This is a genomic window from Endozoicomonas atrinae (assembly GCF_001647025.1).
In the GTDB taxonomy this organism is placed as follows: Bacteria; Pseudomonadota; Gammaproteobacteria; order Pseudomonadales; family Endozoicomonadaceae; genus Endozoicomonas; species Endozoicomonas atrinae.
On sequence record NZ_LUKQ02000038.1, the window covers coordinates 1 to 21,093 of the forward strand.

Annotated in this window: 17 protein-coding genes; 8 read left to right on the plus strand and 9 right to left on the minus strand. The window is 50.7% G+C overall.

Annotated features, from left to right (window positions below; translation table 11 throughout):
• Positions 1-114 precede the first annotated feature (114 nt).
• Positions 115-687, plus strand: a complete 573-nt coding sequence (locus AK963_RS07595; protein ID WP_066014856.1) for an SPOR domain-containing protein — start codon at positions 115-117, stop codon at positions 685-687.
• A gap of 59 nt (positions 688-746) precedes the next feature.
• Here AK963_RS07595 and AK963_RS07600 read toward each other — a convergent pair whose 3' ends face one another.
• Together AK963_RS07600 and AK963_RS07605 are read right to left on the minus strand one after the other, a co-directional pair.
• Positions 747-3,188 carry a glycogen/starch/alpha-glucan phosphorylase gene (locus tag AK963_RS07600; RefSeq protein ID WP_083232529.1) on the minus strand — a complete coding sequence of 814 codons (2,442 nt, stop codon included), beginning with the start codon at positions 3,186-3,188 and terminating at the stop codon, positions 747-749.
• Positions 3,189-3,288: 100 nt separating this feature from the next.
• Positions 3,289-4,341 (minus strand): MalM family protein, encoded by a 1,053-nt coding sequence (locus AK963_RS07605; protein ID WP_175404467.1) that lies wholly within the window; start codon positions 4,339-4,341, stop codon positions 3,289-3,291.
• A 433-nt stretch (positions 4,342-4,774) separates the two neighbouring features.
• Here AK963_RS07605 and AK963_RS07610 point away from each other — a divergent pair, with 433 nt between their 5' ends.
• From AK963_RS07610 to malQ, 7 genes are all read left to right on the plus strand, one after another.
• Positions 4,775-6,145, plus strand: coding sequence for a maltoporin (locus tag AK963_RS07610; RefSeq protein WP_066014859.1), 1,371 nt, complete (start codon positions 4,775-4,777; stop codon positions 6,143-6,145).
• Between the two features lie 143 nt (positions 6,146-6,288).
• Complete coding sequence (locus AK963_RS07615) at positions 6,289-7,308, plus strand: LacI family DNA-binding transcriptional regulator (RefSeq protein ID WP_175404468.1); 1,020 nt, start codon at positions 6,289-6,291, stop codon at positions 7,306-7,308.
• A gap of 313 nt (positions 7,309-7,621) precedes the next feature.
• Positions 7,622-8,815 carry a maltose/maltodextrin ABC transporter substrate-binding protein MalE gene (gene malE, locus AK963_RS07620; RefSeq protein ID WP_020581754.1) on the plus strand — a complete coding sequence of 398 codons (1,194 nt, stop codon included), beginning with the start codon at positions 7,622-7,624 and terminating at the stop codon, positions 8,813-8,815.
• An 85-nt stretch (positions 8,816-8,900) separates the two neighbouring features.
• Positions 8,901-10,454, plus strand: coding sequence for a maltose ABC transporter permease MalF (gene malF / locus AK963_RS07625; RefSeq protein ID WP_066014861.1), 1,554 nt, complete (start codon positions 8,901-8,903; stop codon positions 10,452-10,454).
• Positions 10,455-10,464: 10 nt separating this feature from the next.
• A complete protein-coding gene (gene malG / locus AK963_RS07630; protein ID WP_066014862.1) occupies positions 10,465-11,355 on the plus strand; it encodes a maltose ABC transporter permease MalG in 891 nt (296 codons plus the stop codon).
• A gap of 255 nt (positions 11,356-11,610) precedes the next feature.
• Positions 11,611-12,741 carry an ABC transporter ATP-binding protein gene (locus tag AK963_RS07635; protein ID WP_066014863.1) on the plus strand — a complete coding sequence of 377 codons (1,131 nt, stop codon included), beginning with the start codon at positions 11,611-11,613 and terminating at the stop codon, positions 12,739-12,741.
• Positions 12,742-12,818: 77 nt separating this feature from the next.
• The gene (malQ, locus tag AK963_RS07640) at positions 12,819-15,047 is read left to right on the plus strand and encodes a 4-alpha-glucanotransferase (protein WP_066014864.1); all 2,229 of its coding nucleotides are present in this window, start codon (positions 12,819-12,821) and stop codon (positions 15,045-15,047) included.
• Positions 15,048-15,168: 121 nt separating this feature from the next.
• Here the strand turns inward: malQ and mnhG are convergent, their stop codons facing one another.
• Genes mnhG through mbhE form a run of 7 tightly spaced genes read right to left on the minus strand, consistent with a single transcriptional unit; the run spans position 15,169 to position 20,831 of the window.
• Positions 15,169-15,474 carry a monovalent cation/H(+) antiporter subunit G gene (gene mnhG, locus AK963_RS07645; RefSeq protein ID WP_083232530.1) on the minus strand — a complete coding sequence of 102 codons (306 nt, stop codon included), beginning with the start codon at positions 15,472-15,474 and terminating at the stop codon, positions 15,169-15,171.
• On the minus strand, positions 15,471-15,800 hold the full coding sequence (locus tag AK963_RS07650) for a cation:proton antiporter (protein WP_020582421.1): 330 nt from the start codon (positions 15,798-15,800) through the stop codon (positions 15,471-15,473). The genes mnhG and AK963_RS07650 overlap by 4 nt, the downstream gene beginning before the upstream one ends.
• The gene (locus AK963_RS07655; RefSeq protein WP_020582420.1) at positions 15,793-16,269 is read right to left on the minus strand and encodes a Na+/H+ antiporter subunit E; all 477 of its coding nucleotides are present in this window, start codon (positions 16,267-16,269) and stop codon (positions 15,793-15,795) included. The genes AK963_RS07650 and AK963_RS07655 overlap by 8 nt, the downstream gene beginning before the upstream one ends.
• A complete protein-coding gene (locus tag AK963_RS07660; protein WP_066014865.1) occupies positions 16,266-17,831 on the minus strand; it encodes a proton-conducting transporter transmembrane domain-containing protein in 1,566 nt (521 codons plus the stop codon). The genes AK963_RS07655 and AK963_RS07660 overlap by 4 nt, the downstream gene beginning before the upstream one ends.
• Positions 17,828-18,181: a Na+/H+ antiporter subunit C gene (locus tag AK963_RS07665; RefSeq protein WP_066014866.1), complete on the minus strand. Its 354-nt coding sequence runs from the start codon at positions 18,179-18,181 to the stop codon at positions 17,828-17,830. The genes AK963_RS07660 and AK963_RS07665 overlap by 4 nt, the downstream gene beginning before the upstream one ends.
• Positions 18,181-18,573, minus strand: a complete 393-nt coding sequence (locus tag AK963_RS34855) for an MnhB domain-containing protein (protein WP_202969740.1) — start codon at positions 18,571-18,573, stop codon at positions 18,181-18,183. The genes AK963_RS07665 and AK963_RS34855 overlap by 1 nt, the downstream gene beginning before the upstream one ends.
• Positions 18,573-20,831 carry a hydrogen gas-evolving membrane-bound hydrogenase subunit E gene (mbhE, locus tag AK963_RS07670; protein ID WP_202969741.1) on the minus strand — a complete coding sequence of 753 codons (2,259 nt, stop codon included), beginning with the start codon at positions 20,829-20,831 and terminating at the stop codon, positions 18,573-18,575. Before mbhE ends, AK963_RS34855 begins: the two co-directional genes overlap by 1 nt.
• Between the last annotated feature and the right edge of the window lie 262 nt (positions 20,832-21,093).

Below are 21,093 nucleotides of genomic sequence, written 5' to 3' on the forward strand. Positions count from 1 at the left end.
GAAAATCAACATCATTAAAACCTTCGGGTAGCTGTGGTCGACGAGACATCTGTTCTAGATAATGCATGGTAATGATGCCTAAGCATAGTTGGCGGCAGCTTAAGGATTTAGAAAATGCGATTGGTATTACCCGTTGGCTCTGCTTCTTCTGAAGACTCGCCGTTTACAGTTTCTGATGTTGAATCCGGTGATACAGCAGATATTTCAGACTCTCAATACTATTCATATTCAGAGCTGCAGAAGGACACTGATATCGCTTCCGATGATGTGCTTTTGAGCGCTCGTTCGGAGGGTAAGACAGACGATTTATCACAAGCAGTCGCCAGTATATCGTCAGAACCCGTTATCAGTAACAATGTAGAAACGGTTGTGAGTAATGATATTGAGCGCGTAGTGTCATCAATTGATGATACTGAAATAGTTGATGGCTCCAAAAGTATGAATAACGCCGTACCGCAGTGGGTATTGAAAGTCGCTGCATTCAAAAGATCAAAAAATGCCTTAACGCTTCAGGCCGAATTACAGAAGCAGGGAATAGAATCGTTTATTGAAACCGTTGTCTCTGAAAATGGTGAACTATTCAGAATCTATGCTGGACCTTCTGACAGTGACTTCGAAGCGGTAAAAGCAATGATTAAAAAAGAGTATGGGATAGTAGCGGGAAAAGTCAGTCCTTATAAAGGCTGACTTTTCAGTGCCCAGTGAAGAGGCAGCTTTTTGCTCAGTAAGCTGCCACAAGCATCCTATTATTTACTATTCCAAACCTTCTCTGCATAGTCTGCGATAGACCTATCCGAGGAGAACCGGCCCAGCCGGGCGGTATTCAGAACGGCCTTACGCCACCAGAGCCTCGGCTTACGGAAGGTTTCGGACACTTCCTGCTGAGCTTCTCGATAACTCTCAAAGTCAGCCAGCGCCATAAACTGATCACGATGCATCAGGTCTTCAGCAACGGGCTTCAGCAGGTCGGGTTTGTGCTGGCAGAAGGAGCCATTCATCAGGGAGTCAATGGCCCGTTTCAGTACAGGATTGCTCTCATAGTAATGGTATGGGTTGTAACCCTGCTGTTGCAGCGCGGCAATCTCATCAACGGTTTTTCCGAAGATAAAGATATTGTCATCACCCACCGCTTCGGCAATTTCCACGTTGGCACCGTCCAGGGTTCCGATGGTCAGCGCACCATTCAGACCCAGCTTCATATTTCCGGTACCGGAGGCTTCAAAGCCCGCGGTGGATATCTGCTCGGAAAGGTCAGCAGCAGGAATAATCTGTTCCGCCAGACTGACGCGATAATCCGGCAGGAATACCACTTTCAGACGGTCATCCAAACGACGATCGTTGTTGATGACCTGGGCGATTTTGTTGATGGCCAGAATAATCTGCTTGGCCAGTACGTAGCCGGGTGCTGCCTTGGCACCAAAGACAAATACCCTTGGGGTATGGTCTGCGTCCGGGTTATCCAGCATTTCGTGATACAGGCTGATGATGTGCAACAGGTTTAACTGCTGACGCTTGTACTCGTGCAGTCGTTTAATTTGAACGTCAAACAGCGCATTCGGGTTAACGGTGACCTTGCACTCTTTCTCAATCAACCGAGCAAGCCGTTCCTTGTTTTTGAAACGGACGTTGGCGAATGCATCCAGGAAGTCTGGAGATTCAGCCAGAGGCGTCAGTTTTTCCAGCTGATCAAGATCAGTACGCCAATCAGTGCCTATATTGCGATCCAGCAGTCGTGCCAGACCCGGGTTACAGTGAGCCAGCCAGCGCCTTGGTGTTACACCGTTGGTAACGTTTACCAGCTTACCGGGGTACAGTGTATCAAACTCAGGGAACAGGTTGGCTTTTACCAGTCCGCTGTGCAGCGCGGCAACGCCATTGACCCGGCGACTGCCAATCACAGACAGGTTGGCCATGCGGATCATGCGATCACCATTGTCCAGCTCTTCGAAGATACTGACTTTCTGGATGATCTCGAGATTGTCTCCCCATTGTTCCTTGGCTTCGCCATTCAGGAATACATAGTTGATCATCTCAATGATCTGCAGGTGTCTTGGGAGAATGCGGCCCAGCAGGGACGCGGACCATTTTTCCAGGGCTTCTGGCAGCAGGGTGTGGTTGGTGTAGTGACACATTTCCTGGGTGATGGCCCAGGCCTGGTTCCAGACCATGCCCTCTTCGTCCATCAGCAGGCGCATCAATTCAGGAATGGCTATGGCCGGGTGCGTGTCGTTCAATTGCAGGGCGTAGTGTTTTGCCAGGCTGCCCATTGGTAGCCCACGCTGTTTGTGCTGGCGGATAATGTCTTTCAGGGAGCAGGCTGTGAAGAAGTACTGCTGAATCAGTCGCAGATCCTTACCCTGTGGAGTTGAGTCTTCTGGGTAGAGAACGCCGGAAATGGTATCGCCATCCACCAGGTTGCGGCAGGCTTCCAGGTATTCACCCTGATTATACTTGTCCAGATCAATCGGGTAGGCACCGACCAGACTTTCCCAGAGACGCAGGCGGTTTACATATTGGCCTCCAAAGGATGGAATGGTGATATCCCATGGCACACCGAAGAGTTTTTTGCCAGGCACCCAGCGATTATTACCATCGCGATCCATTTCCATATGACCGAACAGGCCAATTTCTACGGTTTCTGATGGACGGCAGGTTTCCCATGGACTGCCAAATTCACGCCAGACATCGGGCATTTCTTTCTGGTAGCCATCCACGAAGGCCTGACGGAACAGCCCATAACGGTAGTTGATACCGTAACCGGTGGCTGGAATATTCTGGTTGGCCAGAGAATCCATAAAGCAGGCGGCCAGACGACCCAGACCACCATTGCCCAGCGACATGTCCCGCTCCTGATCCAGCACATCAGAAATGCGTACGCCGTGGGATTGCAGCAGAGTGGCTGCGGTTTCATAAAGGCCAAGGTTCATCAGGGCGTCGCCCAGCAGGCGTCCCATCAGGAATTCCATGGAGAGATAGCAGACATGACGATCCTGCTGGCTTTCATCCAGACTGCTCTGCTGCAGCTGGTCAAGATTGATGTCTCGCAGTGTCAGTGACAGTGCCTGCCACCAGTCGTGGGCTGTAGCGCGCTTTGGGGTAGTACCCAGCTCACGACGCAGGTGTTTTTCCAGTTCTACAGTGAATGTGTTGTGATCCATTAGTGGGGTTTCGCTCTTTTTCTGACTCACAAAGAAGTTCCCTGGCAGTGGTTATTTCTGTTGTTAGTTGAAACGCCAGATCATTTAATAAGGTTAGCGTTGGGCTGGCGTTACTCTGGCTTATCGTTGTTTACTCAAAAGCCCTGTCCATCTCACTGGCGAAGCGTTTGGCCTCATCAACCAGAAGCAGTGCCCGGTTACTGTCATTGGACTGAAGGGCGGAAATAATGCCGGAATTAAAATAATGTCGCACTTTTTCGGCCGCATTGGCGTTATCGGCAGGTGAACCCGGCAGTTTCAAGGTGGTTTTATCCCGGCCATAGGCATTGATAAAGGTTTGCTCGGCCTGGCTGGCAGTAGTGATGGCCTCCTGACGAAGTTTCATGGCCCCAGCAACGTTGCCTTTTTCCAACTCAGACTGGATATGAAGAATGGCCTCATCAATCATGACTTCCACATTACCGTCACTTTTGATGGCCTTATGGGCAATGGTTGGCACCATTCTCAGCTTACTGTCGACCTCCATACTCTGTTGTGTCCTGACGGTATCCGAGGTGATTGGGGTGAGCCTGATCAGAAGCTCTCCCTGGCTGACGTGCTTTGCCTCAATATCTGGTATGGGTGGCGCTACCTGTCCTCTGGCTTCAGCATAGGCTTTGGCTTCATTGAACAGTACGGTTGTGTCCTGACGCAGCTCATCGGTGGTGTAAACCACCAGATAGCGGGCCTTGTCACCAGCATTGATCTGCAGTGTAGTGCTGACATTCTCCGGGTTCAGGAACTGTCTCGGCTGGTAGATCATCTCATCGGCCGTCAGGCAATCCACTGTCTGATAGTTCTTATCAAGCACCAGCACTTCCGGATAAAAGAGGGATCCACTGTTCATGTTTCTGTTGACCAGACTGGCTATCTCTACGGAGTATGGCGTTTGTTCTGGTAACTGATACCCGACAACCGGTGTTGTACCACCGGGCAGGTTCATTTTCTGGATGGATGCAGTAATGGCGCTGGACAGCTTTTTTTCAGAGGAAAGATCCAGAAGCCGATAGCTGACATCGGAAAAATCATGAATGATAGCTGGCTGCACAATAGCAGAGGATGTCTGCTCAGTTTTGTGAGCATTGTTAGCAGCGGTACAGCCGCCCAGTAGCGTTAACGGTATTATCCAGAGGATAGACTTCACTGTATTTCGCCCCCGACTCTTCATTTTTTATTCATCATTTGCTGTTTTCTACTTTGTCTGATTCATGACAGCGGAATGAATGGGTTGAATTTTACGTTGATTGTTTTAAATACAACAGGGTTAAAAATAAATTATTAAATGTCTGTAAACGCTTACATGTTGATATGAGTCACATTCATTCATCTTTTATCAATAAAAAAATAAAAAGATCTGATGATTTCAGTAAACGTTTACAGATTGATTTAAATCACAATTCTCTTACAACGGATTTCTTATAGTTCTTTTCCCATAAGCAAACAGCAAGTCACAGCGAAGCAATTTAGCTAACAGCTCTGTCTGCTTTTGCCAGAACAGGTCATTCTGCCCGGCTAGGGGAGCTGATGGGCAGGATTGACCGGATTAACAAAAACACAAACACCTGAGTAGTAAATCAATGTCAAACTTGAAGCGTCTTCCGCTGGCCGGTGCTATTGCTGCTGCACTGATGGCCTCTTCCGCCATGGCAGCCACTGTTGATTTTCATGGTTATGTTCGTTCCGGTATTGGTGCTTCCGCTGGTGGTGGTGACCAGGAAGCGTTTGGTGCAGTGGGGGCGGGTTCCAAATACCGTCTTGGTAACGAAACCGAAACCTACGGCGAAATCAAGCTGGGTTCTGAATTGTTCAATAACGGCGAACAGTCTTTTTACCTGGACAGCAACATGGCTTTCAGTGTTGATCAGGCCAATGACTGGGAAGGCACTGATCCGGCATTTCGTGAGTTCAATGTCAAGGGCAAAGGTGTATTGGGCTTTGCTCCAGAGGCTACTCTCTGGGCGGGTAAGCGCTTCTACAAGCGTCATGACGTTCATATGTCCGACTTCTACTACTGGAACGTTTCTGGACCAGGCGCTGGTGTAGAAGGCATTGATCTTGGGTTTGGTGACTTCAGTTTTGCCTGGGTGAAGAGCAGTACTTCATTTGAATATTACAAGACTGCGGTAAATGCTCAGGATCGTACTGACGCTCAGGAGTTTGACATTGATCAGAATATTCTGGATTTCCGTCTGGAAAATATTGCTGTTAACCCAAATGGCTCGTTAACCGTGGGTGTTGACTACGCCTTTGGTAATCCTTCTGGCTCATTTGAGGGTGGATTCAAGGCAAATGGTTTTGATAACGCAGGCAATGGTCAGTCTGCAGTGATTGATCCAATTGCTGAGTCTGATATGGACGACACTGGATATATGCTGACCCTTGAACACACCCAGGGTGAGTTCTTTGGTGGTTTCAACAAGTTTGTTGTTCAGTATGCGACAGATGCCATGACTGCCCATGGTTTGGGTTCAAATGGGCAGGGCGTTTCTGCGCTGACTTCCGATAACCTCGATGGTAACGACTTCTATCGCATCATGGATCACGGTGTTGTAGGTCTGGGTAAAAACGTCGAAATGCAGTACCTGGCCAGCTACAACAACCTGTCTTTCAACGAAGCAGGCAAGCCTGATCAGACCTGGATAAGCCTGGGTGTTCGTCCAGTTTATTTCTGGAATGACATCATGAGCACTGCTGTAGAGCTGGGTTATGACCAGGTTGATAATGCATTCAAAACCGATGCCGGTGACTGGAAAGACTCCAAGCTGACTAAGCTGACGGTTGCCCAGCAGTGGTCTGCTGGTCGTGGCTACTGGGCGCGTCCTCAGATCCGTGTATTCGGCACCTATGCCAACTGGAATGATGATTCCAAAGGCCAGATCGGTGGTGAAGCATTTGCCAACGATACTGACGGCTTTACCTTCGGTGTCCAGATGGAAGCCTGGTGGTAATAATCGGCTGAAAATCTCCTGAAACTCCCTCGTGTTGCTATGGCCGCCTCCGGGCGGTCTTTTTTTAACTCCATATATGCAATAACATGGCCAGTGATTTTTTTCTTCTCCCCGATTTCAGTAAGGTCTCGTCGGAAAGCCGTATGTCGACAGAGCAGGATGAGTCTTCCCAGAACCCTCAGGTAACCATTCATCACGTTGCAGCCTGTGCAGGGTTATCCATTGCCAGTGTCAGCCGGGCGCTGAATGGTGAAAAGTACGTTTCAGAGAAAACGCGCCAGAAAGTCATGGATGCGGTTCGTGAGTTGAATTATCAGCCGAACTACGTTGCGCGGCAGATGCATAGGCAGAAGCAGTTCTCGATTGGCGTCGTACTGGGCAAGGATGCGGGGACCTATACACCCTTTGCCATGAAAGTCTATGAGTCTCTGCAAGCATCGTTCCAGCAGCGGGGCTACAGGGCACGGCAGGCTCAGTTCCTGAAGAATGGCAAATTAAAGGATACGTCTGCAGGCTACATAACGATCGGACTGCACGAGTCTGATCCCCGCTATGAGGTCATGCACAATTCATCCTCTATTGTTCTGGATATTGGTGAGGCAAGAAAAAGCGGGCTCTGGGTTTCATCGAATGATCAGCAGGGTGGATATCTGGCCACTCAGCACCTGATCGAATCCGGTTGCCGTGATATTCATTTTATCTGTCTGCATGAAAAACACCGGGTATCGCGATTCCGTTATCACGGTTATCTGGATGCAATCAGACAACATGGCTTGACAGTCTATGAACCGATTGCCGTTGGTGACGATGCAGGCACACCGGCACTGGACACCTACCGGTCACTGACCCGGCTTTTCCATGCAGGTCTTAAGGCGGATGGCTTTGTCTGTTTTGCGGATACCCTGGCCACCGGCGCCTGCTCAGCTGCCAGTGATTTTGGCTTGAAGATACCGGATGACCTGTCAGTGATCGGCTATGACGGTATTGTTGGATACGGAAATATAGATCTGTCGTCTATTCGGCAGGACATTGATGGCCTGGCAGACAGTGCTGCAGAACTTTTAATTGATGCCATGAAAAGCGGTGAGATGAAAGGTCGCTCTCTTGATGTCAGCCTTACCGCTGGAAAAACCACCCGCCCTCATAAATCAATAGCCATATAATCAATATGGCTATTTGCTGCTTTAACAAACAATCACATTCACATCAAATAAAACCTGTTCTTTAAATAACGTTGTTAAAGAAAAGTTAACAGAAAATTTCTGGAAACGCTTACAGATTGATTTAAATCATCATCTTAAAAACGTGGCCGATGAATACTTTCCCCGGTTCCACAGGAATGGTCAGGTTGTGCCTCTGATAATCAGTTTTTCTTAATTGATTCAGGAAACAGGCACTGAGTTAACCTGACATTCATAACAATTAGATCAGCGACCGAATACTAACTGTGTCCTCCGATGTTCCGGGAGTGGGGAAATGAGCAAAACCAATAATATTTTCGTAAAAACTCTGGCGGCGGCTGTGGCTGCATCCACATTGTTTGCCGGCAGTGTTCAGGCTTTCAGTGAAGACGAACTGGTTATCTGGGTAGGGGGTGATAAGGCTTACAACGGTATTCGTGAAGTCGGCAAGCGTTTCGAGGAAGAAACCGGCATTAAGGTGAAAGTTGAGATTCCTCAGAACATCACTGACCGCTTCCAGCAGGCAGCTTCTACCGGTGCTGGGCCTGACATCATGCTCTGGGCTCACGACCGCTATGGTGAGTGGGCTGCCAGTGGTCTGCTGGCACCAGTCAGCCCATCGGCAGAGTTTAAGGCGGATGTCGTAGAAAAAGGCTGGGAAGCCATGAGCTTTAAAGGCAAAACCTATGGTTACCCCATTTCCATGGAGTCCATCAGCCTGATTTATAACAAGGATATCATTCCTGAAGCGCCAGCCTCTTTTGAAGCCATGTTTGAGTTGAATAACAAGCTGGCGAAAAAAGACATCAAAACCATCATGTGGGATCAGGTCCAGCCTTATTTCACCATGCCAATGCTGGCTGCCAACGGTGGTTACCCATTCGCCTATGAGAATGGCAGTTACAACATCAAGAAGACCGGTGTAAATAACGACGGTGCCATGAAAGGTGCTCAGATGATCACCAAAATGATCGACGCTGATGTTCTGCCGCGCGGTGTGGATTACGGTGTCATGGAGTCCACCTTTAACAATGGCAAAGTCGCCATGATGATCACTGGTCCATGGGCCTGGTCCAACCTGGACAAGAGTGGCATTAATTATGGTGTGGCTCCACTGCCGTCTATTGATGGCAGCCCATCCCGTGCATTTGTCGGCGTCTGGGGCGCAGCTCTGAATAACGCCAGTCCGAATCAGGCTTTGTCTGCCGAGTTCCTGGAAAACTATCTGCTCAGCATCGATGGTCTGAAAACCATGAACGCTGACGTTCCACTGGGTGCGGTGGCGAACAGGGAACTGATGGCTGAGCTGCAGAAGGACCCACGTATTGCCGCTACCTGGGCGAACGTTGAAGCCGGTCTGCTGATGCCGAACATTCCGGAAATGGGCAAGTTCTGGTCTGCCATGGAATCTGCGCTGCGCAATATCACCAGTGGTCGCCAGGTGGCTGATGCGGCATTGAATGACGCAGCATCACGCATCGTTAATTAATTCTGATTGAGCCAACTTGCCGGTTTTTCCATTGGGATAAACCGGCTGCCTCTTTTTTTGACCATTGTGCTTTCTGGAGTGTTCAATGAGTGATGTTGTGCTGGGGAGCGGCACCAACCGAATCGGCAATGGCCTTAAATGGGCGCTGGTAGCAGCCATTAACCTGCTTCTTTTATACGGCGTGACCCTGATGTATGCCCAGGGAGAGATGGCCTTTGCTTTGCTGGTGCTGATTATTACGGCGACGGCTAACTGGGTTTTTCTCAGCAGTAAGGCGTACAGTTATCGCTATGTGTTTCCTGCCCTGGTTGGCGTACTGGTTTTTGTGGTCTTCCCACTGATTTATACCGTCAATATTGCCTTTACCAATTACAGTTCTACCAACCTGTTGAGTCTGCAGCGGGTTAAAGAGATTCACCTTGCCAAAACCTATGAAACTGGCGGTGGCAGTTATGGCTTCTCCCTCTATCAGAACGGAGAAAGTTATCAGCTGAACCTGCAGGGCAAAGGTGACAATAAGCATTCCTACACCACGGAAGATTTTTACCTGATGGGCGCCGAAGGGTTGGACGCTATTCAGGTTACTACCCTTGACGATTCTTCTCAGCCTGTGGGCGATAAGCTGGCGATCAAAGAATTGATCAAGCTTCGGCAGGGATTGAAGAAAGTTCAGATAACACTGCCCGATGGAACCGGTCTGGCCATGACGGGTTTGCGTTCATTTGGAGCGATTGCACCGGTTTATCTGGCGGGAGATAACGACACATTAATTGACAGCCGCAGTAGTGCAGTACTGACGCCGGATCATACCACTGGCTTTTATATCGATGAGCGTGGTGAGCGTCTTTCTCCCGGTTTTACCGTTTACACAGGCTGGGACAACTTTATTCGGGTAACCACCGATGAAGGGGTTCAGGAGCCTTTTCTTAAAATATTTGTTTGGACAGTGTCGTTTTCTGCCCTGACTGTGGTTTTCACGCTCGCTGTCGGTCTGCTGATGGCCTGTCTGATGCAGTGGGAGCCATTGAAGGGCAATGGCGTCTATCGACTGTTTCTGATTCTCCCTTACGCCGTACCCGCCTTTATCTCCATTCTGATTTTCCGGGGATTGTTCAACCAGAACTTTGGTGAAATCAATATGGTACTGAATGCTCTGTTTGGCCTTCGCCCAGAGTGGTTCAGTGATGAAGGGCTTGCCCGCTCCATGCTGCTGATCGTGAATACCTGGCTGGGTTATCCCTACATGATGATTCTCTGCATGGGACTGCTGAAGGCAATTCCAGATGATCTGTATGAAGCCTCTGCGATTGATGGTGCGGGCCCTGTGGATAACCTGATGCGCATCACACTGCCAATGATTATTAAACCATTGACGTCTTTGTTGATTGCCAGCTTTGCCTTCAACTTTAACAACTTTGTTCTGGTCGAACTGCTTACCGGTGGTGGTCCAGACATGATTGGGGCAACCACACCTGCGGGATCAACGGATCTGCTGGTCAGTTACACCTACCGGATTGCCTTTGGCCAATATGGACAGGACTTCGGCCTGGCATCCGCCATTGCCACCATTATCTTCCTGATGGTGGGTGTTATTTCCTGGCTCAACCTGCGAGCCACTAAGAAACTACAGGAGAGTTAAGGGGGCGGTTATGGCAATGGTACAACCAAGAAACCTGAAATACCGTGTCTGGGCAACCCGGATATTTCTGATCCTGTTTATTCTGATGATCATGCTGCCCTTTCTGATGATCATTTCCGTGTCTTTCCGCACGGGTAACTTTGCAACGGGCAGTTTAATCCCGGAAAACCCAACCCTTGAGCACTGGTCGCTCGCATTCGGTATTCCCTGGACCAATGCGGACGGCAGTATTTCATTACCGCCATTTCCGGTGCTTACCTGGCTGTGGAACTCCATCAAGATTGCGGTCATCTCTTCTACGCTGATTCTGATGTTATCCACAACCGGTGCTTATGCATTTGCCCGTTTCCGCTTCCGTTTTCGTGAACACATGCTGACCGCCATGATGATCTTTCAGATGTTCCCGGCGGTACTGGCCCTGGTTGCGATCTACAGCATCTTTAACACCCTTGGGAACTATGTGCCCTGGCTGGGGCTGGATACCCATGGTGCGGTGGTGATTGCCTCTCTGGGTGGTGTCACTCTGCATATCTGGCTGATTAAAGGGTATTTCGAGAGCATCGATGGTTCTCTGGAAGAGGCTGCCGCTATCGATGGTGCCACGCCCTGGCAGGCATTTCGTTATGTACTGCTGCCGTTGTCTGTTCCGATTCTGGCGGTGGTCTTTATTCTGGCTTTCATCGCCTCGGTGGGGGAGTACCCGGTGGCATCGGTGCTCCTTCAGGATGTGGATAAGTTGACCCTGGCGGTTGGCTCGCGTCAGTACCTGAATCCACAGAATTACCTCTGGGGTGACTTTGCCGCAGCCTCCGTGCTGTCTGGCCTGCCAATTACCCTGGTGTTCCTGTTATCCCAGCGCTGGATTGTCGGCGGTCTGACGGCAGGTGGCGTTAAGGGATAAGAATTCAAACGGTGCTCCAGATCATAGGAGCCTGTCGCACTTAACACAGACCTACTGCGAAAAAGCTGGATTTGGCCATTTTTTATGCTGCTTTTCGTTGAATAGAACCACTATTCGCCTCAAATCAGCATAAAAACTGGCTCAAACCGAACTTTTTCTCGCTACGGCCGGTTAAGCCCGACAGGCTCCCAGGTCACCGTAACCAATTACTAATACATTGAGCCAATGTCGTTTGGCTGGGTGGGAGTGACAAGAATGGCTGAAGTATTTCTGGTCGATGTCAGCAAAAGTTATGACCAGGGAAAATCCTGGGTTCTGAAAAACGTGAACCTCTCCATTGCGGATGGTGAGTTTGTGGCCTTTGTTGGGCCATCCGGTTGTGGTAAGTCCACGCTGTTGCGCATGATCTGTGGCCTGGAAGAAATTACTAAAGGTGACCTTTCTATTGGTGATGAGCGTGTCAATGATATGCCGCCCAATGAGCGTAAGGTCGGCATGGTATTTCAGTCCTATGCGCTTTATCCCCATATGACGGTACGGGAAAACATGGCCTTTGGCCTTAAGCTGGCAAAAGCGGACAAAAAGACCGTTGACCAGCGAGTCGATGAGGCGGCCAGGATTCTTCAGCTGGAGCCCCTGTTGGATCGTAAGCCAAAAGCGATGTCTGGTGGACAGCGCCAGCGTGTAGCCATTGGCCGATCCATTGTTCAGGAGCCAAGGGTGTTTCTGTTTGATGAGCCGCTGTCTAACCTGGATGTTTCTCTGCGGGTGCAGATGCGTCAGGAGTTGGCCCGTTTGCATCGCCGTCTGAAAACCACTTCCATTTATGTAACCCATGACCAGGTAGAAGCGATGACCCTGGCGGATAAGGTGGTGGTGCTGAGCCCTCTGGCTGAAGGAGCAGAAAGTAATCTGGAGCAGGTGGGTGCTCCTCTTGAGCTGTATCACCACCCGAGAAATATTTTTGTTGCCGGGTTTATCGGCTCCCCCAAGATGAACTTCTTTGATGGCACTTTATTGGAAGGTGGTGAGGAGTATAGTCGGGTGCGACTGAACTCCGGCAGTGAAATCTCCGTTGCCGTTAATGCAGTCAGCGGCAAAGCAGGCGATAAAGTGGTTTTGGGGATACGTCCTCAGGATATCCATCTGGTTGAGTCTCAGGGTAATGCCATTGAGGGAACGGTTTCAGCGCTTGAGCGCCTCGGTACGGAGTCGTTTATTTATTTCGCCCATCCAGATATCCATGAAAGCCTGACCGTCCGGGTTGAGGACTCCAAGGCCCGTCATGAAGGCGATGTACTGACACTGAAGCTGCCGGCAGAGAACTGTCATCTCTTTGATGCCGATGGCCTGGCTTTTCGCCGCACCCGTGTCACCGATTTTTAATCAGTCGGCTTTACCATTCTGAAGAACCTGAATACGACGAGTTTATAAAAGAAGAGGGAGAGAGTTTAACAGTGGATATGCAACGGATTGAGCGCCTGGCCGCATGCTATGGCCTGAGTGGGGAGTATAACGACTGGGCTGGTAATCCGGTTAAGGTTCCCGTTGAGAAAATGATTCCAATGCTTGAGGCCATGGGCCTTCAGCTGGGTTCCGATCAATTGATTGACCAGCAGATTGAAGACGTTGAAAAACAGCGCTGGCAATCCGTTTTGCCCGGTGTTGCTGTGCTGCACAAAGGCAGTCCTTTTGAACTGGAGCTGCACTTACCAGCCAGTAAGCTGAAAGATACGATCAAGCTGAACCTGACTCTGGAAAATGGCAAACAGCGACTGCTGGAGCTCTCTGGAAAAGAAGGGCAGTACAAAGAGGTGGCCCGCAATAAACTCGGGCGGACAACCGTTGTCAGGATCAATGCGCTGCTGCCTGATGGTCTGCCAGAGGGTTATCATCAGCTGCAACTGCAGGCGGTAAAAAAGAAGAAGGGCGATAAAAAGCTGGAAGGCGGTGAAACCTGCGCGTTGATCATTGCTCCTGAAACCTGCTATGAACCGGAAGCACTGGCCAAAGGCCAGAAAATCTGGGGATCGGCCATTCAGCTCTATACGCTGTGTTCCGCAAGAAACTGGGGGATGGGGGATTTTACCGATCTTAAGGAAACGGTAACGGCACTGGCTGCAAAAGGCGCTCATATTGTTGGACTGAACCCCATTCATGCACTGTACCCTGCGGGACCTCAGCACTGCAGCCCTTACAGTCCTTCCAGTCGGAGCTTCCTGAACCCTCTTTATATCGATGTAGAAGCGGTTGCGGAGTTTGAGTTCAGTGATGATGCTCGCCGATTGATGGATGATCAGGCATTTCAAGCCAAACTGTCCGAAGCCAGATCGGCAACCCATGTGAACTATCCTGCGGTGGCTGAGCTGAAGATGGCTGTGCTGGAAAAGCTCTATGACACCTTTGTCAGTCGAGAGTTGAAAGCAAAGACCCGACGGGGTAAACAGTTCAAGGCATTCTGCAAAACGCGGGGTGAGAGTCTGGATCGTCAGGCGCTTTATGATGCGCTCTTTGAGCATCATCTTAAGCAGGATGCCCATGCCTGGGGCTGGCGCCATTGGCCAGAGTCTCTGCAGAATCCGGAAAGTTCAGAAACCAAAGCCTTTGCCAAAGAGCATAAAGAGCGGGTTCGTTTTTACACCTGGCTTCAGTGGGTTGCCGATGGTCAGCTGGAAGATGCCCAGCAGGCTGCACAGCAGTCCGGTATGATGGTTGGACTCTATCGTGATCTGGCGGTTGGCGTTGACAGTGGCGGGGCGGATGTATGGTCCGATCGTGAACTCTATTGTCTGGATGCCAGTGTCGGTGCGCCGCCTGATGGTGTTGCCCCGCAGGGACAGAACTGGGGTTTACCACCATTTAATCCCGAAGCGCTGAAAGCATCCGCTTACCAGCCATTTATTGAGATGGTTCGCGCCAATATGGATCACTGTGGCGCATTGCGCATTGACCATGTGATGGGATTACTGCGACTGTGGTGGTGTCCGAACGGCAAGACCGCAGACTTCGGGTGTTACGTTCGTTATCCGCTTCAGGACCTGCTGGGCATTATCAAACTGGAGAGTCAGCGCCATCAGAGTCTGGTGTTTGGTGAAGACCTCGGCACGGTACCGGAAGAAATTTCCGAAAGCCTGCCGCCAGCAAAATTCTACTCCAACACCGTAGGGTTATTTGAGAAGCTGGAAGAGGATCGGTTTACCGCGCCAGTGGATTATCCGGGCAGAACGCTGGCCTGCATGTCCAATCATGACATTCCTACGCTGAATGCCTGGTGGAACTGTCTGGACCTTGACCTCTGGCGTGAGCTGGGCACTTATGATGAAGAGCGCTGTGAGCGGGAAAAGAATGAGCGTCACGCTGCCAAGGTGGCACTGCTGAACACGCTGGCTGATATTGGTGAACTCCCGCCGGGTATGGATCCTGAGCGGATGGAGACCATGGCCTTTTCCCGCGAGCTGATGGAGCGTCTGCATTATTACCTGGTCCGCTCCAATGCACTGATCACCGTTATTCAGCTGGAAGACTGCATGATGCTGGATACGCCGGTGAATGTTCCGGGAACTTGTGAGGAATATCCGAACTGGCGTCGTCGACTGACCAGTGACGTTGCTGTTTTGGTCCAACAGGAGGGGATGGAGCAGTTTCTTAAGAACGTAAATATCATCCGGGGAGCAGAGCAGGCAGCGTTTTGAGTTTACAGGGCAGAGAACCTGCTTTCAGGTTTCTTTGCTCCTGCTTCTTTTTCTGGAAGTTTTCTCGCTCCCATGATGACCATGGGAGCGTTGTCAGTTGCAGGCCAGCAGACAGTAAGAATTAATCCTGCTGATGCCCACGCCACATCTTGTAATTATTCATCAACAGCGATTTACCCAGCAGTTGTGCTGCGACAGGGGCCGTCATCAGAATGAATGCGATAATACCGACTGCCCGTGAAATGACGGACGTATCGTGAAAGTGCAGCGCAACAGCCACCATAATCAAGCCAACCCCGATGGTGCCCGCCTTAGTAGACGAATGCATGCGTATATAGGCATCAGGCATTCGTAAAATACCCAGCGCAGAGAAAAAGCTGAACAGTACCCCGACGATTAAACAGCTGGCGACCACCCACTCCATCATAATTCTTCTCCTGGCTTTGAACCTGAGTTTGAGCCTGAGTCTGCATCCGACTGACTCAGTGGCACGCGCATAATAAAGCGGGCAAAGGCAATCGTACTGAGAAACGCAACCAGTGCCAGAGTAATGGCTATATCCATAAATGCAGTGGCGTTGCTGTAAATGGTAAAGACGCCAATAAAACCAATGGTGATAAAAGCGATCAGGTCCAGGGCGATAACACGATCGGCCAGTGAGGGGCCTTTGCACAGTCGGATGAATGCCAGGGCAAGTCCGGCTAACAAACCGGCAAAGGCGAAGTTCGTCGCAAAAGCCATAATGTCAGTCACGGGTCACCTCCAGAATACGGCGTTCCAATGTTTCTTTAATGTCGTCAATCACCGACTGCTCATCCTGGCTGAACATCGCATGTATGACCAGATACTTACGATCTTCACTGACGTCCAGACTCAGTGATCCCGGCGTCAGCGATACGATATTGGCCAATAACATAATCTCAAAGTCAGACTCTACCTCCAGTGGCACGTTGATGATGGCCGGATGACTCAGGTGAGTCGGGGTGATGACATCCCACACTACCTGCAGGCTACTGGTCAACAGTTTGTAGAGGAAGACCGCCAGCAGTTTCAGGGCTGCCCAGAACTTGCGCCCATAATTGGGTTTGTTTCGGAACGGCTCCGTCAGTAGCAGAGCAAAAAAGCCAACCACAAAACCAATGGTAAAGTCGGTGCTGCCGTAGTTGCCGTTCAGCAGCATCCAACCAAACGCCAGGAGAATGTTTAATAAAAACAAGTTCATTGTTGCATTCCTCCTGCAGGTGCTGCTGATAAAGAAGGTGTGGATAGCTGGGTTGCGTAGGGAGTGCTGTCGCTGCCAAGCACAGCATTAATATAAGGCTGTGGGTTGAGCAGGTTGGTTGCGGAGGTTTCTGCCAGCTGATAAATGGGCTCGACCATCAAGCCGATCAGAACGGTAATCACCGCCAGTACCGCAATAGGTGTGATGTACAGGCAGTTTTCCTTCCACGTCAGAGTAATGGGGGCTGCTGCATTCTCCGGCAGCGGTTTCCAGAACGCTTCCGCCCAGATTTTGGTCATTGAGTAAATAGTCATCAGACCAACAAATAATGCGGTTGCTGCCAGCAGATAGTCTTCAGTGAGCAGGCTTGCCTTGATCACCAGAAACTTGCCCCAGAAGCCGGACAGTGGTGGAAAGCCGGCCAGAGAAAAAGCCGGAATCAAAAACAGCAGTGCCAGCCAGGGCATGGCGCTATAGGCACCACCCAGCTCACGAAGGTTGTCGCTGCCCTGTTTGCGTTTCAAAAAGCCGCCAATCAGGAACAGGTTAGCCTTAACAATAATGTGATGGATGATGTAGAAAATTGCCCCCGTAATGGCCAGTGGTGTATAGATGGCCAGCCCCATCAGCATATACCCAATCTGACTGATAATATGAAACGACAGTATGCGTTTAATGTTGAACTGACTGGCAGCACCTAGAACGCCGGTCAGCATGGTCAGGCCGGCAATCACAATCAGCAACGGCTGGTAACCACTGTCCACCAGGTCGAACACGATAGTGAAGACACGCATCAAGGCGTAAACGCCAACCTTGGTCAGCAGAGCAGCGTACAGGGCAACGATGGCACTGGGCAGATGGTGATAGGATGCTGGCAGCCAGGAGAAGACCGGGAACGCCGATGCTTTGATGGCAAAACCAAAGAGAAACAGCCCGGAAATGAGCATCATGGTGGTGTCCGGCAGCTGCGCAACTTTGGCGTGCAGGTCGGCCATGTTCAATGTGCCGGTAGCACCATAGAGCAGACCGATGGCCAGCAGGAAAACCATGGTGGATATCAGGTTGAGTACGACGTATTTCACCGCGGCATCCACTTGCTCTTTATTCGCACCCAGCACCATCAAACCAAATGAAGTAATCAGCATGACTTCAAAAAACACATAGAGGTTGAAGATGTCGCCGGTTAAAAAGCTGCCCATAACACCGGCCAGCAGCGCATGAATCAGGCTGTGATAAATGGCATAGAACGGTTTGCTGCGCAAATCGGCGGTGCTGTAGAGCACAATGGCGATACCGATAATGGCAGTAATCAATACCATGCTGGCGGACAGCAGATCGGCAACAAAGACAATACCGAAGGGGGCTTTCCAGTCCCCGAAGGCCGTCACCTGCAGTCCGTTTGAGATAACCTGTTGCATCAGCAATATGGCGACACACAGATTAGCGATCGCACCGCACCAGCTGATCACAGACGAAAGTGAACGGGCGCGAAAGCTGAAGGCGCAGGCCGTTGCGGTAAGCAACGGAATAAAAATAGGCATAACCAGCAGCCAATGCGTCATTGCCCGGCCTCCGCGTGTTGCATTTTATCCATGTCAGCAGTGCCAAGCTCTTTGATGGCGCGATAGGCCAGTAATAAGGTGAATAACAGCAGACCGAAACCGATCACGATAGCAGTAAGAATGAGTGCCTGAGGCAGTGGGTTCGCGTAACCGGCAGCAGGGAGTAAAGCGTCACTGGCAATCAGCGGTGGATTGCCGCGGGTTAATCGACCGGCGACAAAAATGGCCAGGTTGATGGCATTACTGACCAGAATCATACCGAACAGAAAGCGCACAATATGGCGCTCCAGCATCAGGAAAACACCACAGGCAGTCATCAAGCCAACGACCAGACACCAGAGAAATTCCATTAACTTAACTCCTCTTCCACATTCAGTAGAACCATCAGCACGGAGCCAATAACTGCGAGATAGATGCCGATGTCAAACAACAGCGGGCTGCCTATTTTGCCCCACCACAGACCGGAGAGAAAAGGCTGCCCGAAGAACAGTGGCAGCAGTCCGGCCAGAAGCGCGATTAACACACCTGAACCAGCAAAGACCGCCGGTGGGTAGACCAGGCGGTCGCGCACGTAGTCAGTGGTTTCAGCCAGCATTAACAGGGCAAAGGCAATCACCGCAATAAGACCTGCAATAAACCCACCGCCTGGATTGTTGTGGCCGCGCAACAACAGATAGACAGAAAACACCAGCATCAGCACCGTGACGAAATGGGCACTGGTACGAAAAATGATCGATGACATTAACGGTGCTCCTTGTCGGTTTCAGAGACCAGCTTGTTAATCCGTTTACCGGCCAATACGGCGACGGCGGCCAGTCCGGCAATCACCACTACAACGGCCTCACCAAGGGTGTCGAAAGCGCGGAAGTCCACCAGGATAACATTGACGATATTGCGTCCTTTACCACCACTGACGCTGGTTTGGGCATAGAACTCGGAGATTTCCTGATTCATGGGGACGGCAGTGATAATCCACAGCGCCAGAGTGATGCTGATACCGATACCCGCAGCAACACAGGCGTGAATAATACGACGAGAGGTTGAATGCCGGGGGACAGAGCTGACAGCGGATAAGTGGCGCAACACGATGGCGATAAAGACGACCAGCAGGGTTTCGACCAGCAGCTGTGTTTTGGCAACATCCGGTGCGCTGTATACCAGAAACACCATGGTGGTCAGAAAGCCAATAGTACCAAGTGCGGCAACCGCCAATAGCAGGGTGCGGGCTTTAACCACCACAACAGCGGCGATGACCAGAAACACCGCAAGTACGACGTCGTAGTAATACAGATCCCATTCAATAGAGGGCAGTGGGTGTATTTGCCAGAGTACTGTTCCAAGAAAAGCCAGCAGCACCAGGAAGAACTGCAGGCTGTATTGGGTGAGGTGGCCATGCTGCAACACACGGGTTTGCCAGTTCGCCAGTTTAATCACTGCATTCAGCAGGTGCTGGTAAACCGCTGGTCCGGAGGGGAACCCAGACAGGAGTTGGTCGAGTCGTGGCTTCAAACGTGGATAAGCGACATAGAGCAGGATACCAAGTAACAGCGTGAGTGCGCTTAACAGCAGTGGCAGATTTAAGCCTTCCCAGAGTTTGACCGTTTTCACCTGAGGGGTTGCCAGCATCACCGAGGCAGCAGGATCAATTATCACACCCTGATACCAGTTAAGCAGTGCCACCGGCACAATAACTGACAGCAGCGCCAGAACGATGGGTGGCAACCACAGCAGTTGATTATGCTCAACGGCTTTCATCGGCGCAGCTTTTGGGTGATGAGGTTTTAAAAAAGGTTTGATCAGGATCAGCAATGCCAGAGCGACCATAATGGCATTAGCCAGCAGCATGGTGCCGGAAAGCACCCAGCCAAATTCGAGGCCTGCTTTATAGAGGTATTCCTTGGACAGGAAGCCAAACGATGGCGGCAGGCCAGCCTTGGACGCGGCGGTTACCAACGCGGCGGTGAAACTGATGGCCAGTACTGCACGCAGGCCGGCCAGCTCATGGTATTCACGGGTGCCGGTGGCTTTATCGATATTGCCGACCACCATAAATAGCCCTGCCTTATAAAAGGAATGAGCAGCAATTAAGAGTAACGCAGCAGTCACGGCATAACTGCTGCCGATACCGATCAGCATGACCAGCTGGCCAAGAATGACATTGGTACTGAAGGCAAGCATCAGCTTTAAGTCGGTCTGGCGGTAGGCCTGTATGGCGCACCACAGGGCAGTAAAGGCACCGGCACTGCACAGCAGTGTGAACCATAACGTGCTATCGCCATACACGGGCAGCAGTCTTGCCAGCAGGTAAACACCCGCTTTTACCATAGTGGACGAGTGCAGATAGGCGCTGACGGGGGTGGGGGCAGCCATTGCGCCCGGTAGCCAGAAATGAAAGGGGAACTGTGCCGATTTAGTGAATGCGCCAAGCAGAATAAGTAGCAGTGATGGGGTAAACCACGGCTGCTGAGCCAGCGTAGCCCCTTGGGTGATAATGGCGCTGATACTGTAGGTGCCTGCCATTTCACCCAGCATAACCAAGCCGGCCAGCATTGCCAGACCGCCTGTGCCGGTGACCAGCATGGCTTGCAGGGCGTTCTTGCGTGATCCTTCTTTATCGTGGTTAAAGCCAATCAACAAATAAGACGTGAGTGTGGTTAATTCCCAAAATACGAACAGCAGCAGCAGATTGTCGGCCAGTACTAATCCCAGCATGGCCAGCATAAACAGGGTCAAATACAGGTGGAACGCTGCGCGGCCTTTATAGGGTTTCATGTAGGCAATGGCGTAGAGCTGAACCAGAAACCCGACGCCGCTGATCAGGCTGGCAAACAACACGCTGAGGCCATCAAGGCGGAGCGAAAACGGAATATCCAGGGATGGAATCCAGGGCCAATACAGCAGAGTCTCCGGTGGTTTATAGCTGGCGCCGATCAGCAGAAAAATCCCAAGCGGTAGCAGTGCGCAGAACGCTAACCAGAGTTTGAGTATTGGATTTGGCATGAAGTGAGGCCGTAAATACCGTTTTGATGAGAAAGCCGAAATTAATATCGGGCATTATAATGACACTTTCGCCCTACTATATATAAAAGTTATGTTGCCCATAAGAGGTAGTGTTCACGGTTGTATTTTGCAGCTCTTTATCGGGTTATGGTTCGAACTTCCCAATAAGCTGGATAAAGAGGCGAGTCGAGTGCACTACGGCATCTTCCGCGATTAGTGCTGACTGTGCCTGGGGGGATTTGCGGTATTTTGCAAAGGAACC